This window comes from Paenibacillus sp. MMO-177 (genome assembly GCF_037147795.1).
GTDB lineage: Bacteria > Bacillota > Bacilli > Paenibacillales > Paenibacillaceae > Pristimantibacillus.
Genome location: NZ_JBBCUR010000005.1, coordinates 21,304 through 35,926 on the forward strand (window position 1 = coordinate 21,304; position 14,623 = coordinate 35,926).

The window sequence follows — 14,623 nt, forward strand, 5'->3', positions numbered from 1 at the left end:
TCAGTAATAAGACGAATGAATAAGGCTGGAGGGATAACGCATGAAGAATGCATTTATAGCATGTTACCTTGCAGGAGGGATCATCGGCATCGTGCCGCTTGCTTACATGTCTCTTCCTCATCCCGTTCATGAACAGCAGACAACGGCCGCAACATCAGCAACCGAGTGGGCGACCGTCTCGCATGCGGACTACACGGTATCCGACTTCAGGCTGCAATCCGTCAACGGGCTATCTCTTTACGATGATAAAATAACCGTAGAGCGTATGCTAGGCGATCCGGTCCAAGTCACCCGCGACGAATGGTTAACCGAAATGGAAACCTACGAATATCCAAACATGGACATCGTATTCCGTGACGGCATCATGGATGAAATCAAGGTTAGCGGCAGCGCAAGCACCGTCTGGATCGATGACGAAGAAATTCCGGTCTCGATCGAAGCGTTAACCCGGGCGCTCGGCAAGCCTGATTATAAAGCGGAGGACGGTATTGTATACGAACGGCAGGAGAATGTCCTGAAGCTTTTTATTAATTACGATACCGGGACTCTTGAATCTATCGCTTATTACCATACCTCCTCTATCTAACGGAGGACTATCTGAATTTAATGATCGGAGTGGATGAAATGAAGTCTCAGCAATTCCAGATTGAGCAAAAAGAAACAAACGAAAGCTATATTTTATCGCTTGGCGGCGAGCTCGACTTATCGGTCGTCACTCAGCTTAGAGCCGCGTTGGAACCGCTTATGGAGCGGACCGACCGCGCTCTTGTTCTTAATCTTCGCGATTTGAAATATATCGACAGCACGGGAATCGGCATTATCGTATCCGTGCTTAAATACCGTGACGGCATTAAAGCGCCTTTCTCCGTCCAAGACATTCCGCCTTCGATTCAACGGCTGTTTGATTTGACGGGCATATCCGGTTATTTATCGGAAGGGACACAGGGATAATCATGATACGATTACAAATTCCCTCCAATGCCGATTATATCGATATCGTAAGAGTATGCCTCTACGGTATTGCGTCCAAGCTGAATTTTTCCTATGAAGACATCGAAGATATGAAGGTCGCGGTATCCGAGGCTTGTACGAATGCTGTGCTGCATGGAAGCTCCGGGAAGGGAGACGGCAGCCTCATTGACGTTACCTTCCAGCCCTCCGAGGCGGGAATCACGATTGTGGTCAAAAATGACGGCCCTCCCTTCGAGCATTCCGAAATCGGTTCAGGCAGCCCTCCCCTGCAAGGGATCGAAATCAGCGAGCTGCCGGTTGGCGGCCTGGGCATTTATCTGATGGAGGCTCTTATGGATGAGGTATCGGTGCAATCTAGCGATAACGGTACCGAAGTGATTCTTACGAAATATGTCAGTGAATAAGAAAGACCGGCGAATGCTCGCCGGTCTTTTTTGCAGCATTAGGCACTGCCCACAATCGGAAATAGATCCTTGTTTCGGTCATACAACTGTTTGTATACCTCGTACTGCTTTTCGTAAATCTCTTTATGTTCAAGCATTGGCCGGATTGGCTCTTCATGAATATGCACGACGGCGGCTACTGCCTCCTCAAGATTGGCATACAACCCGATGCCTACGCCGGCCAGCATCGCAGCTCCCACGCAAGCCTGCTCTTTCATAGTGCTCGCATGTACTTCGCTGCCCAATACGTCCGCTAAAATCTGCTTCCACAGCTGGCTTTTGGCGCCTCCGCCGATTCGCCAAGCTCCTCCCGGGAGAACCAGCGATTGACCTCTTTGGTTTGCTCCGTAGAACGCTGGTCGCACCAGATGATAGCCGGTCTAATCACGTTATGATGACGATCAAGAACAACTAGGCCATGCATCTGTCCCGATAGACCAATTCCTTTAATCCGGCTCGGCTCAATGTCCGCCTGCTTGAGCGCAAGCGCTGAAGTCCGGCAAACGAGATCCCACCAGACTTCCGGATCCTGCTCCGCATGTCCGGACTCCGGGATGCTGATATCGTATTCCAGCTGCGAGAAGCCCAGAACGCTGCCCTCTGCATTCATGAGCAAAGACTTCACACTTGAAGTCCCGATATCGATTCCAAGCAATACGCTCATTCTTTCGAACTCCCTTAATCCTTTTTCACAAACAACCGCTCGCCGTCGGCAAGCTCCTCATAATGCTGCTTCCACGGGGCTATCAAATATTCCATACTGCCAAGTCCCAATATCCCCGACTCGGTCAAGCTGTCATGAAACAGCCGGTGGACGCGGTCCTGCAGCTCGGGATTAAAGTAAATCATGACATTGCGGCATAGAATGACATGAAATTCATTAAACGTGCTGTCCGTTGCCAGATTATGCTGGGCGAACATCATATGCTGCGCCAGAGAACGGTCGAATATCGCATAATCCCGGTCAGTCGTATAATAAGCCGAGAATTCCTTTGTTCCGCCTGCCTGCAAATAGTTTTTGGTAAAAGCCTGCATCCGCTTCAGCGGAAACTTCCCTTCCTTCGCCTGCTCGATGGCACGCTCGCTCATATCGGTCGCATAAATTCTCGCCTTCCCGAGCAGTCCTTCTTCCTGCAGCAGTATAGCCATGGAATACACTTCTTCGCCCGTTGAACAGCCCGCATGCCAAATCCGGATTTCCGGCAGTTTGCCAAGCAGCGGAACAACCCGTTCGCGAAATGCCCGGAAGAAGCTTGGATCCCGGTACATCTCCGTAACTTTAATAGAGAAATCATTGGTCAGCTTTTGGACGTAATCCGGCTCATGCAGAACCTTATTCAGCAGTCCGGTAACCGTAGGCACGCCATCCATACACATCCGGTTTCGTATGCGCCGCCGGAGCGAGGACCTCAAGTAATGACGGAAATCATAACCGTAAGCACGGAACAGTCCTTCTATCAGCAGCTCGATTTCAATATCTTCCCATTCGTTGGCCGGCAGTTCATCGAGCGTATGATCCGGTAATTCAAAGTGCTGCAGATCGTCCATTAATTCCCCACCTGTTTCGTCAGCCATACTTGCATAAGCGAATACAGCTGATCCATTTGTAATGGCTTGCTGATATAATCCGAAGCACCGGCTTCCAGACATTTATCCCGGTCCGATTTCATCGCCTTGGCCGTTAACGCGATAATCGGCATCGCCTGAAGCTCCTGCTGCTTGCGCATCTCTCGCATCGTTTCAAAGCCATCCATCAGCGGCATCATAATATCCATGAGCACAAGATCGAAATCTTTATTTTCCTTTAAAATCTCCATGCACGCTCTGCCGTTGCCAGCTACGGTTACCTGCATCTTCTTGTTCTCGAGCGCATTAACGAGCGCAAATACATTTCGCGCATCGTCTTCTACCAGCAGTACTTTTTTCCCGGCAAACACATTGTTGCAGGTCTCCTCTTCCACAGCATGCTGCTCGGATTGCTGTTTCTCCTGCACCGGCACCGTCTCGGTCAGCTCGATGGCCGCCGACGCTTCCTGCTGGGCCAGTTGAATGGTATCCGCCATTTCTTGACTGAGGATGGGCAGATATACGGTAAAACAGCTTCCTTCGCCAAGGGTACTGTCGAGCCGGATGTATCCGCCAAGCAGCTTCACAAACTCGTTACAAATCGACAGTCCTAGTCCCGTACCGCCATAAATCCGGTTCGTCTTGCCGTCTACCTGCTGGAACGCTTCAAAGATCAGCTTCTGCTTGTCCTTTGGAATACCGATTCCCGTATCCTTCACGGAGATGGCAAGCATTCCGTCATCCGTATGGTCAAATCCCAATTGTACGGAGCCATTCTCCGTAAACTTGAAGGCGTTGGATAGCAGATTTCTCAAAATTTGCTGCAGGCGCTGCCCGTCCGTATACCATACGGCAGGAAGGTTCTCGGCCATGTCTATGGCAAAGCCAATTCCTCTTTTTTCCGCAATCGGGTTAAAGGTCAGCTTCATAAGCTCCGGAATTTCCGTCAGATTAACCTCGTCCACGGTCAAAATCACTTTACCCGCCTCAATTTTCGACAGATCCAGAATATCGTCGATCAGCTTGAGCAAATCGGTACCCGAAGTATGAATAACTTTGGCGTAACCTTCCTCGTCTTCATTTAACGTGCGATTTTCGTTCTCTGCCAGCAGCTGGGATAAGATCAGAATGCTATTGAGCGGCGTACGAAGCTCATGCGACATATTCGCGAGGAAATTGGATTTGTACTGCGAGCTTTTCTCCAGCTGCTCGGAATAATCCTCTAACTCTTCCTTCGCTTTCTCGAGCTCTTTCGTCTTCTGCTCGGCAACCAGATATTGCTCCTCCAGATGCTCGGTTGTCATCCGCATCTCTTCCTGCTGCATCTGGAGCTCTTCGGTCAGGACTTGGGATTCGCTGAGCAGACGTTCGACTTCCATGCGTCCGGCTACATTGTTAACCGCGATGCCGAAGTCTTTTTCGACCTCCTCCATCAGCTTCAGATGCTGAGAGGTGAAAGACTCTAACGAAGCGAATTCGATTACGGCCTCCAACCGGTCCTCGTATTCAACCGGTATGATTAATATGCTTCTCGGCTCCAGCTCGACAAGCCCGGTTGAAATCAGAGGCGCGTGGTCCTTCGTTTGATTGATGAGAAAAACGCGTTTTTCAAGCGCGCATTGCCCTGCCAATCCTTCGCCGAACCGGATATGGGACTTGCCTGCATCTTCGCCTGTGCTGGCATAAGAAGCCAGCTTCTCCAACCGCTGCTGATCGCCTGCCCCTCGACGGATATAGAATACGCCATAAGAGGCATTCACCATCGGAGCTACCTTTGTCAGAAAGGTGCGGGCCAGAACCTGCAGATCGTTAATGCCCTGCGTCATGGTTGCGACTTCCGCAACCTTGGATTGAATCCAGTTTTTGGCCTCAAGGCTTGCAAGCAGCTCGTTGGTTGCATCCCCAAGCTCCTTGATCTCGTCCCTCGTATTGACTTTGATCCGGGTAGCCAAATTGCCGCCGGAAGAGGCAATTTCCTTAATGGTCTCAACAACCTGCTTAATCGTTTTTACAATAGAGCCGGATACAAAGGAAACGATCATAAACGAAATAATCGTTGCGGCCAGCAGCAGCAGGTAGATCCCAATGGTGAGGATCCGGTTTTTATTTTCCAGGTCTATGATGTGCAGCTTTGTGGCCTGAACCTCCTGATTTCCGATCGCATCGAATTTGGAACGGAGGTTGTCCATCTGCTGTTTGCCGACGTCATTCTGGAAGAAGGCGATAATATCAGCCTCTCTTCCATCCTTTTTCATCGCAATTGTTGGCTCCGCCGCTTTGTTGATCCATTCCTGAATGGTCAGCTTAATCTCTTCTAGTTGTTTTTGCGTGCTTGGATTATCGGAAACAAAAGCGTACAAGCTGCTATAATTGCTTTCCCATTGAGACTTTCCTTTATCGTATGGATCCAGATAGCTTTCTTCACCCGTAATGATATAACCGCGCTGGGCCGTCTCCATGCTTATCGCATCGTATTGAATGGAAGCAATCAGGTTATGAACCTCCACGTCCCGGGTTGTTATCGTCTCGACTTCTTTTTGCAGTGCCTCTATGCGGTCCGTCACCGTTACAATCGAAGCCCCTAAACAGATAAGAATGAGGAAATACCCGATTGCAATCTTGGTTCTGATATTGAATTTGAGTGCTCGCAGCATAGAAATCTCCTTCTCTCTTAATCTCTTAAATCAAGTATACCATTATATTTACAATTAGACGGCTGTTTCATTTACATATTTCTAGGGTATTTAAAGAAAAAAAGAGGATGTGATTGTAATGGATATTTTCATTCAGATCGTTATTGCCGTCATTACGGTTGCTTTCGTCATCCTGATGTTTTTCCTTATTCAGACCATTAAAGCGTTAACCGCAACCTTAAACGAAGTGCGAAATACGGTCGGGGAGCTTCGAACCGATGTCTCCCAGATTAGCGGCGACGTGAAGGAAATGATTCACAATACCAATGAAATGACCTTTGACGTCCGCACGAAGCTCCGCTCGCTGGACGTCGTATTCGCCACCGTGCATGACATCGGCCAGACCTTGCACAGCTTTACCGGCGTAATGAAGGAAACGGCCGCGGGTCTAGTTACTACAGTCAAAAACAAGGCCAAGCGGGAAGTTTATGATAGCGGAACCGCCCGGCCAAGCAGCGGAAAGCTAACGGGCGCGATAGCGGACGGCATCATCTCCACCTTGAGGATTTGGAGAAAACTCAAACAACATTAAGCTATAATAGGATTAGCGGAGAGGAACGGGAACAATGATGAAACCATGGACTAGCTTAACTATACCGGCGAAAGCCGAATATATTGATATCGTGCGGCTGACCCTGTCGGGGCTTGCCGCCAAGGAAGGCTTTTCTTATGAAGAAATAGAAGATATGAAGGTAGCCGTTACAGAAGCGTGCAGCAACGTTGTTCTGCATGCCTATAACGGAGGGGATTTCGGGGTTATCGAGGTCACCTTTGAAGCGGAGGAGGACTCCTTTCAAATACGGGTCAAGGATTCCGGGAGCAGCTTTCACTACGAGCCAACCGTTATTGCCCATGCTCCCTTGCATCATAAGCCGTTAATCGACGCGAATGTGGGCGGTCTCGGTCTTTTTCTGATGCAGGCTCTGATGGACCAGGTGGAGGTCCGCTCGGAATTAGGCACAGAGGTGATTCTAACCAAGCGACTTGGTAGGAAAGAGGAGATGGCATGAAATCACAATCATCCTGCCTGAATCAGAATCAAATTGCTGATCTGCTTCAAAGATATAAGGAAATGAGCTGCAATGATGCCGCAACGGCATTGTTGCAGCATTTTGAATCATTGGTCCGGATGGCCGTGTCGAAAATATCGAGAAACCGCCCCGATCTTTATGAGGACCTGTATCAGGTCGGCCAAATGTCCATGCTGCGGCTGTTCAAGCAGTATGACAGCGACAAAGGCGTCCCGTTCGAAGGGTATGCCATGAAAAGCGTAATAGGCCAGCTGAAAAACTATTTGCGCGACAAGTCCTGGTACATACAGGTGCCTCGAAACATGAAGGAAAAAGGCCTGCTCGTCCAAAAAGCCATCGATGAGCTGACGACCAAGCTCGAACGCTCTCCCAAGATGGACGAGATTGCCGATTATCTGGGCTTATCGGTGGAGGAGACCATTGAGGTCTTGTCTTCCCGCGAATCCTATCAATATGTCTCGCTCGATACCCCGCTTTCCAGCGAGGGCGACAGTGCGACGATTGGCGATGTCATTAGCGATAACAGCGATAAATACAGCCTTGTCGATAACCGGCTCGCTCTTAGCGAGGCCATGGCACAGCTTAAGGATGAAGAACGCAAGGTACTCGTTCTCGTCTATCAGCATGGTCAATCCCAACGGGAAATAGCCGATCAGCTTGGCGTATCCCAAATGAGCGTATCCCGCTTCCAGAAGCGCGCGCTTGATAAATTAAGACAGCTTCTTCACCCGCCGCAAAGCGAAGGGGGCTAATAGTCATAAAGTAAAAAACCGAAAGAATGCCGATGCATTTAAGAAAAAGAAAATCTAGGGCATTTTCTTCACACATGACAAAGCAGCCTGTTTCCCATATCGGATGCTTTGTCACGTGGTGAAGCTATAGTTCCGACGTTAGTTCAGGCTATTTAACCAGATGTGAGAATTAAGGGCATACGCTTCATTTCATAGATTTTTTGGAGAGTTTGGACATGCTTCCTCTTCTCGTCATCAGCCTCTGCGATATCCGGTTCATCCGCGATCAGACTTGCGAGATCCTCGCCCAGATAACCCCATCCACTGGTATCCCAATCGATAAGCGCGATATTCCCATCAGCATAGATAAGATTCGTTACCCAGAAGTCCCTGTGACAGGGTCACCTTAATTTTTTTTAATTAACAAGAGATTTACCCAATAGTTGTTCCAATACATCCAACAGTTTTAAATTCTGACCGAAATAACTTACAACCAGTTTATCTTTTATATATAAATGCGGTATTCCGGTAAAATCTATTACTGGACTTGTGTATAGAGGTATTTTTTCTTCAACTGATTTTTCTACGTCCTCTGGGATTTCAATGTAAATCCGCTCACTTTCATCCACCAACAAAATCGTGTTCTTCTTTGTATTCAAATTTGGCATTTCTTTATTTACTTCTTTCGTAATATCTTTCACTTTAAGATCATGGCCCTTAAGTTCCCTTATAAACTTTGCTATGTTTGAGTTGTCAACATTAAAGACTGTTAGGCTGATAAGCATAATAATCCCAATTACAGCAGACGCAAAAATGCCTTTTTTCACTTTACCCTCCTTTGAGCGGCGAGAACTTTCCAGGTTCGCGAGATCACTAATTGAACTATCAACTATCGTTCCCCGAGGGAGCTTAATAGTATTGGTATTCAAGACAAACTGTATTTATTAAGCTATCTAAGAAACCAATCCTCTGTTCAACTGAATCTACATGCGTTTGGTGATGGTGTCCACGTTGGAATTTGTAGTCCAGTCGTACGTATGTTGAAAACCAAATGCTTTCAATTTCTCAGGTCCTCGCCGCACGTTTTCTATGTTTTTTTAGACTGACTATCTAAACATGCAGTTATATATTAGCACATATTGGAAGTATCCTGCCCTATCGTTGAACAAAGGCAGCAATATCCTTCGGTAAAAAGCGTCAGCTAAGAATTACGGTCTTGTTCAGATCACGTTTGGGCGCGTGTCGCGTATTCTATCGAGAAAGGATTTTGATTCACGGAGGCAACCACAGTGGGATATTACGTAACGGTAGAGCCAGGCGTAAAGCTCTACGTAGAGGACATCAACCCGGGAGGAAGCAAGACGATCGTGTTTCTTCATGGCTGGCCGCTCAGCCATGACCAGTTCGAGTATCAGTTCGATGTACTGCCGAGCGCAGGGTTTCGCTGCATCGGTATCGACTGGCGCGGCTTCGGTAAGTCAGATCGTCCCTATGACGGTTATACTTTAGAGCGGCTTGCGGACGATATCCGCACAGTTGTTGACACGCTACAGTTGAAAGATTTCGTGCTCGTCGGACATTCGACCGGAGGCGCAATAGCTATCAAATACGTGGTGCGTTACAATGGCGGAGACGTATCCAAGCTCGTGTTAATAGACGCGGCAGCGCCTAGGGGCTTCACCAAAGAGACTGCAGCGCAGCTGCTGAAACAAACGTTGAACGACCGGGCAAATATGATCCGCGGCGTAACTGACATTTTCTTTTTCCAGTACATTACAAAACCATTCTCAGACTGGTTCAACCAGATGGGCATGCAAGCTGCCGGCTGGTCAACGGCCGCGATCATCATCATGCTGCGCGACTTCGATCTGAATGCCGACCTGCCAAGCATCAAAGTGCCGACACTGATCGTACATGGCATACACGACAAGGTTATTCCATTCAGCCAGGCAGAAGAGATGCATCGAAAAATCCCCCATTCACGGCTCGTGCCGTTCATGTACAGCGGCCACGGTTCGTTCTACGAAGAACGCGACAAGTTCAATGAGTTACTTCGGAAATTCACTGTAATGAATTAATGAATAAAACGGCAGCTGACCAGTCAGCTGCCGTCGTATTTTCTTAAGCTATCGTTTCCTGATCGAAATACAATACCTACTTGCAAACAATCATGGAGAGCTGAATTCTGTAAATGAATGTGAATCTTCATCGGGATTGTATCTCCCCCACGTATACCAGGCAGACTGCGACGAAGTTGATTGAAACGCTGCGTTCCCTGGCACTACGACCAATGCCTTTTATGTCCAGAATTTCTTCACATGGGGGATTTGCTCCAAGAGCTCATCCAGCCTTGTCTCAAGCTTCAACTTGCCTTTAATTCTCCTCCCCTAGTATCGTTCGATTTTCATCAAGCCGCACTTTATAAGATTCCCCCCATGCTTTCATCGACATAATGACCGGTTCCAAAGTCCTTCCGAAATCAGTAAGGGAGTATTCTACTCTTGGCGGAACCTCTTTATATATTTCTCGATGAATGATGCCATCATGTTCAAGCTCTCTTAACTGCAATGTGAGCATAAACTGCGTAATTCCCGGATTGAGGCGCCTGAATTCATTGAATCTTTTCGTTCCGTCCAGGAGCTGATAGAGAATAATCCCCTTCCACTTTCCACCAATAACATCCAGCGTTGTTTCAACCGGACATGCTTGCATATCCGGACTCACGCCATATTTATTTCTTCGGTCACCCATCAGCTTATCACCCCAAAGGTTTGATTTTTAATACTATATCATAAAAATATGCGTACTTACTTAAAGTAATCGAATTGACTTACAATGCAACTGTACAACATTTCCCATTTGAGAGGATTGATATCCATGAATACTCACCAAAAAATGAAAGCGGTCGGTGCTTACCGATACCTCCCAATATCCAATCCGGATAGCCTTATTGATCTGCATTTGGATAAACCGGAACCTACAGGCCGCGATTTGCTTGTAAATGTAAAAGCAATCTCTGTCAACCCTGCAGACGTAGGTGTTCGCGAAAAACATAACTACGAAGCCGAATCACCGAAAATTCTTGGTTGGGATGCTGCTGGAATCGTGGAACAAGTTGGTCCTGACTGTCAATTATTTAAACCTGGGGACAAGATCTATTATGCGGGCAGTGTGGCTCGATCAGGCAGTAATAGTGAATTTCATTTGGTTGATGAACGGATTGCAGGAAATATGCCAAGAAGTTTGGATTTCGCCGCCGCCGCCGCATTACCGCTTACTTCGATAACTGCATGGGAGGGCCTATTTGATCGTTTAGGAGTTAGCCTAAACGCAAATGAAAACAAAAGTATACTTATTATCGGTGCAGCTGGAGGAGTAGGATCGATTGCCATTCAACTTGCCAAATTAGCAGGTTTGACTGTCATCGGTACTGCTTCGCGACCAGAGTCAACTCAATGGGTCAAAAGTCTAGGTGCGGATTTTATAATAAACCACAACACCCCTTTTCAACCTCAGCTCAAGGAATTTGGTATAGACAACGTAGATTATATCTTTTGCTTGAATGATACTGTACAACATCTAGCGGATATGGCGGAGGTCATTACCCCCCAAGGTATAATTTGTTGTATCGTTCCTGCAGATAAGGCTACCTGGGCAGGAAGCTTGAAGATGGACTTGCTATTTTCTAAAAGTATAACGTTTGTATGGGAGTTGATGTTTACACGGTCCTTGTTTCATACCAACGACATGATTAAACAACACGAATTGCTGAATAACCTGGCGGACTTAATCGATGATGGAAAATTAAAAACTACGTTAAATGAACGACTAGAACCCATTAATGCAGCAAACCTACGTTTAGCACATGAGAAGTTGGAAACTGGACGTTCCATTGGAAAAATTGTTTTAGAAAACTTCTGATACTACAAAGAAAAGGTACGTTTCCTTTTTTTCCGCCCTAAATCTACAGCCTTCACTCGCCAATATACTACCACATATTGGAACTTAATGGCCCTTTCTTAATTAAAAAGAAGCAGCTGCGGATAGCCGGCTGCTTCTTCGTACGTTGAACTAATGTTCTCCATAGCTTAATGAACTAGCATCGAATTCGTTAACGTTAAAACGTAATACTATTACCTTATTTCAACGCAATTTCAAACTTCGCTCCTGACTCGCCCGCGAACATAATGGTGCCATTCTTAGGAAGTACAGTTGCTTTGCCTGGTTTGACGATACCAAGACCGACGCATGCTCCGTTCTCGTCATACACGGCATATGAGCCCTTGGAAGTAGATGTTACCGTCATGGTCTTGCCGGCGGCACGATCCGGAATCGAGTACCACTTGGCATAACCGCTTGCCTGAATGGTCGTTGAAGAGTGTTTGCCCGTGTAGATCGGCTTCAAAGCATCTTCGCTTACTAAAAGGCTTCCCCCATAACGAAGGTACTCAACGCCATCTTGCTCGTAGAAATCAAGCGGCGTAACGTCTCTGCTGCCTGTCGTAGGAATCTGATGGTCAGCGACAGCTGTATTCAGACCCGTAATTCTCTGGTCTATAACGTAACCAGGTGCTTCCTTAAACAATTGAACTTGTATGGAGCCGAGGCTCAATAAGGCGACGGAAGTATATTTCTCGTTAATGACATAATAACGTTTACCGTCCCGTTCCTTCCATGCATGAAGTACCTCTTCAGAGACATCGTTAGGTTTGAGCTTCTCGGCAGCATATACCGATAAGGCTAGCTGTCCGAGTCCCGGTAACGATAGATATTGACGAGTCCACAAGTAGGTACGGCCGTTGTTCTCCTTGACGATATTAATTTTCACGTTTCCGTCCGCGCTCATAAATGAGCCATCTGCGGAATACGTGTATTTCTCTGCCGGATAATTTGGAACTTGAGGCGTCGCGATCGACAACTCCCCGCCCTTTGCAATGTTAACAGTAAGTAATTGATTCGTTGCACCATACACCCCTGCAGAATCCAGCAATTCCGCTGGCATGTCAGCTTTAACAGGTGCTCCGTATGACTTATCGGCCTTAATTTCATCTATGGTCCCTTTTTCCTTCAAGGCATGGAGCAGAATCTGGTTGGCCAGCAGCTGATTGGTTGTGCTGGAGCCTCCTGATGACAACACGGCCGCAGCCATGTTTTCTCCGGGAAGAACGACTAGCGACGCGTGATACAGAATCGTATCTCCGCCCTTGGTCAGTGCCTGGATGCCATATTCGCCGAACGGGAACATGTTGACGCTGTCCCAGCCCAAGCCATAATTGACCACGGTATCCGCATCCTTCGGCCAGAGGCCCTTCTTATACTCGGCTTGCGCCATCGCATTTACCGAGCCTGATGATAGTATGCCTGCAGCTTGCCCGGTAAAAATCTGAGAGAATCGAGCTAAATCTTCCGCCGTGGAATAGATTCCTCCCGTTCCAATAGCGTTGACCGTTTCTCTTGGAAGTTGAGTTTGGGAATTAGGGAAATAAAGTGCAGCAAACTGGGATGTATTTAGGTGATCCAGAGGTGTTTTCGTATTCATCATCCCCAGAGGTTCGGTAAAATTCTGATGGATGTAGGACGTAAAATCGGTACCGCTTACTCTTTCAACTAAAATTTCTGCTAGAGAAAAGCAGTCATTGCAATAGACCGAATAGGCGCCAGGCTCAGCTTTTAATTGCTGTTCAGCCAGTTGCTTAAGAAGCGTATCGTGCGCGTAAGTATCGTTATCCGAGAATAAGAATGCATTCGTCAGTGATGACCCGTTAAAACCGGCAGAGTGATTCAGCAGCATACGGGGAGTTATTTGCTTGTATCGGTCGTCCTTCATTGTAAAATCGGAGACGTATTCCGCGACGGGTCGATCCAGATTAATCTTTCCTGCGTCCACCAGCTTCATCACGGCTGCCGCCGTGAACATTTTGCTTGTCGAGCCGATGCCGTACATCGTTCCAGCAGTTAATGGCTTCTTTCCAGCAGCATCGTTAATGCCGGATTGACCAGAGACAACGATCTTCCCTTGATCGATCAGCGCGTATTGGACGCTTGTTGTCCCGTATTGGCCCGTTAGGAGCGAAGCTTTCTCGGATGCGGTCTTCCGGGTATCCTCATAAGAAAGTAGCCCCTTGCCCGGATCGGCTGCCACTACGCCCACCGGCGCCAGCATCGACAACATCAATGTCACTATAGCCAGCATTAGAAACAATCTTCTAGTTCTCATAATACCTCCTAAAAAGAATTATCACACAAATGGCTATGTTCAGGTCATTTGTGATGATTCTTACTACGTAAGCATGAGCTTATAATCGTAGTCACAGGTATTACGTTAAACCTTCTCAAAAGTTCCTTTAATTTGGAATAAATTCTTGTAATTTCAAATCCAGTTGGGCAAGCAGCGGTCCATTTACCCTTTTATCCTATCGTGTAGGGGGAGTATAATGCCATTTCCAAGCAATGCGCAATTTGTCCCGCTAACACTCAGCGGCGCGCCCGTAACGGATCCTGTACGATACGTTTCGCCCGACCAACTCTTTATAGTGGTCTGAAACTTTATTTTACTGTCTAACCCTTTACTTTTCAGTCTAATCCTTTTTTTGAGACAACCTCTATTCTAGTCAACTTTAATAAAATGCAGAACTTCATTTATTTACTTAAGTTACAACACACTGAGAATCTATATTTTCTACGGAGAAAAATCTTTTCCTTCAGAGTCGAACATAAAAAATAGCGTTGCAAGTTGCAACGCTATTTTTTATGTTTTTCTAATTAGCCGACGACTTCATCTTGTCTTTCATATCGTCTTTGGCGGAGCTGAAGGCATCCATGACATGCTCATTGGATTTCTTCGCCCTATCCGTCAAATCCGACGCTTCTTCCCTTACGCTGGACAGAACGTCCTTCGTTTTATCCCTCGCCGTGGAAGCAAGTTCCTGAGTACGCTGGCTGAGTGCCTGGAACTTATTCGAGATATCCTCCCTCAGCTGCACACCTGTTTTCGGCGCTAGCAGAAGCGCCCCGACAGCACCAACCGCTGTCCCTACAATTGTACCTACCAGCAGACCGCTACCTGTGTTTTCCTTTGGCATAGTTATCTCTCCTTTATTCCGTTCTCGTATTCGAAACCGTATTCGATCTCGTATTATCTATTACACCATTGCGGGTCTTTTGAAACAGCAAAGTATGTGCGCATT

The 14,623-nt window shown here is 47.1% G+C and carries 16 protein-coding genes and 1 pseudogene; 8 read left to right on the forward strand and 9 right to left on the reverse strand.

Annotated features, from left to right (window positions below; all coding sequences use genetic code 11):
- Nucleotides 1-40 precede the first annotated feature (40 nt).
- From WFK81_RS18320 to rsbW (WFK81_RS18330), 3 genes are read left to right on the forward strand one after another with little or no spacing between them, the layout of a single operon-like run.
- Nucleotides 41-586 carry a hypothetical protein gene (locus WFK81_RS18320; RefSeq protein ID WP_336787840.1) on the forward strand — a complete coding sequence of 182 codons (546 nt, stop codon included), beginning with the start codon at nt 41-43 and terminating at the stop codon, nt 584-586.
- A gap of 38 nt (nt 587-624) precedes the next feature.
- Complete coding sequence (locus tag WFK81_RS18325; protein ID WP_336787841.1) at nt 625-951, forward strand: STAS domain-containing protein; 327 nt, start codon at nt 625-627, stop codon at nt 949-951.
- Nucleotides 952-953: 2 nt separating this feature from the next.
- On the forward strand, nt 954-1,376 hold the full coding sequence (rsbW, locus tag WFK81_RS18330; RefSeq protein ID WP_336787842.1) for an anti-sigma B factor RsbW: 423 nt from the start codon (nt 954-956) through the stop codon (nt 1,374-1,376).
- Between the two features lie 38 nt (nt 1,377-1,414).
- On the opposite strand, the gene WFK81_RS18335 is transcribed toward rsbW (WFK81_RS18330), so the two are convergent.
- The 4 genes from WFK81_RS18335 to WFK81_RS18350 are packed head-to-tail and all read right to left on the reverse strand — an operon-like array spanning nt 1,415 to nt 5,635.
- A complete protein-coding gene (locus tag WFK81_RS18335) occupies nt 1,415-1,633 on the reverse strand; it encodes a hypothetical protein (protein WP_336787843.1) in 219 nt (72 codons plus the stop codon).
- Between the two features lie 35 nt (nt 1,634-1,668).
- Complete coding sequence (locus tag WFK81_RS18340) at nt 1,669-2,079, reverse strand: FGGY family carbohydrate kinase (protein WP_336787844.1); 411 nt, start codon at nt 2,077-2,079, stop codon at nt 1,669-1,671.
- A 14-nt stretch (nt 2,080-2,093) separates the two neighbouring features.
- A complete protein-coding gene (locus WFK81_RS18345) occupies nt 2,094-2,963 on the reverse strand; it encodes a CheR family methyltransferase (RefSeq protein ID WP_336787845.1) in 870 nt (289 codons plus the stop codon).
- Nucleotides 2,963-5,635: a CHASE3 domain-containing protein gene (locus tag WFK81_RS18350; protein ID WP_336787846.1), complete on the reverse strand. Its 2,673-nt coding sequence runs from the start codon at nt 5,633-5,635 to the stop codon at nt 2,963-2,965. Before WFK81_RS18350 ends, WFK81_RS18345 begins: the two co-directional genes overlap by 1 nt.
- A 118-nt stretch (nt 5,636-5,753) precedes the next feature.
- Between WFK81_RS18350 and WFK81_RS18355 the strand changes: the two genes are divergently transcribed.
- The 3 genes from WFK81_RS18355 to WFK81_RS18365 are packed head-to-tail and all read left to right on the forward strand — an operon-like array spanning nt 5,754 to nt 7,457.
- Nucleotides 5,754-6,206 (forward strand): DUF948 domain-containing protein, encoded by a 453-nt coding sequence (locus WFK81_RS18355; RefSeq protein ID WP_336787847.1) that lies wholly within the window; start codon nt 5,754-5,756, stop codon nt 6,204-6,206.
- Nucleotides 6,207-6,243: 37 nt separating this feature from the next.
- A complete protein-coding gene (gene rsbW / locus WFK81_RS18360; protein WP_442956079.1) occupies nt 6,244-6,684 on the forward strand; it encodes an anti-sigma B factor RsbW in 441 nt (146 codons plus the stop codon).
- Nucleotides 6,681-7,457 (forward strand): sigma-70 family RNA polymerase sigma factor, encoded by a 777-nt coding sequence (locus WFK81_RS18365; RefSeq protein WP_336787849.1) that lies wholly within the window; start codon nt 6,681-6,683, stop codon nt 7,455-7,457. Before rsbW (WFK81_RS18360) ends, WFK81_RS18365 begins: the two co-directional genes overlap by 4 nt.
- Nucleotides 7,458-7,609: 152 nt before the next feature.
- Here WFK81_RS18365 and WFK81_RS18370 read toward each other — a convergent pair.
- Together WFK81_RS18370 and WFK81_RS18375 are read right to left on the reverse strand one after the other, a co-directional pair.
- Nucleotides 7,610-7,834 (reverse strand): annotated as a pseudogene (locus tag WFK81_RS18370) (phosphotransferase); the annotation flags it as partial.
- 18 nt (nt 7,835-7,852) lie between these two features.
- Nucleotides 7,853-8,263 (reverse strand): hypothetical protein, encoded by a 411-nt coding sequence (locus WFK81_RS18375; protein ID WP_336787850.1) that lies wholly within the window; start codon nt 8,261-8,263, stop codon nt 7,853-7,855.
- A gap of 462 nt (nt 8,264-8,725) precedes the next feature.
- Between WFK81_RS18375 and WFK81_RS18380 the strand changes: the two genes are divergently transcribed.
- Complete coding sequence (locus tag WFK81_RS18380) at nt 8,726-9,514, forward strand: alpha/beta fold hydrolase (protein WP_336787851.1); 789 nt, start codon at nt 8,726-8,728, stop codon at nt 9,512-9,514.
- Nucleotides 9,515-9,809: 295 nt separating this feature from the next.
- Here WFK81_RS18380 and WFK81_RS18385 read toward each other — a convergent pair whose 3' ends face one another.
- A complete protein-coding gene (locus WFK81_RS18385) occupies nt 9,810-10,187 on the reverse strand; it encodes a winged helix-turn-helix transcriptional regulator (protein WP_336787852.1) in 378 nt (125 codons plus the stop codon).
- A 126-nt stretch (nt 10,188-10,313) separates the two neighbouring features.
- Here WFK81_RS18385 and WFK81_RS18390 point away from each other — a divergent pair, with 126 nt between their 5' ends.
- Nucleotides 10,314-11,357, forward strand: coding sequence for a zinc-binding alcohol dehydrogenase family protein (locus WFK81_RS18390; protein WP_336787853.1), 1,044 nt, complete (start codon nt 10,314-10,316; stop codon nt 11,355-11,357).
- A 217-nt stretch (nt 11,358-11,574) separates the two neighbouring features.
- Here WFK81_RS18390 and WFK81_RS18395 read toward each other — a convergent pair whose 3' ends face one another.
- Together WFK81_RS18395 and WFK81_RS18400 are read right to left on the reverse strand one after the other, a co-directional pair.
- Nucleotides 11,575-13,653 (reverse strand): serine hydrolase domain-containing protein, encoded by a 2,079-nt coding sequence (locus WFK81_RS18395; protein ID WP_336787854.1) that lies wholly within the window; start codon nt 13,651-13,653, stop codon nt 11,575-11,577.
- Between the two features lie 541 nt (nt 13,654-14,194).
- The gene (locus WFK81_RS18400; RefSeq protein WP_336787855.1) at nt 14,195-14,518 is read right to left on the reverse strand and encodes a YtxH domain-containing protein; all 324 of its coding nucleotides are present in this window, start codon (nt 14,516-14,518) and stop codon (nt 14,195-14,197) included.
- Nucleotides 14,519-14,623 lie beyond the last annotated feature (105 nt).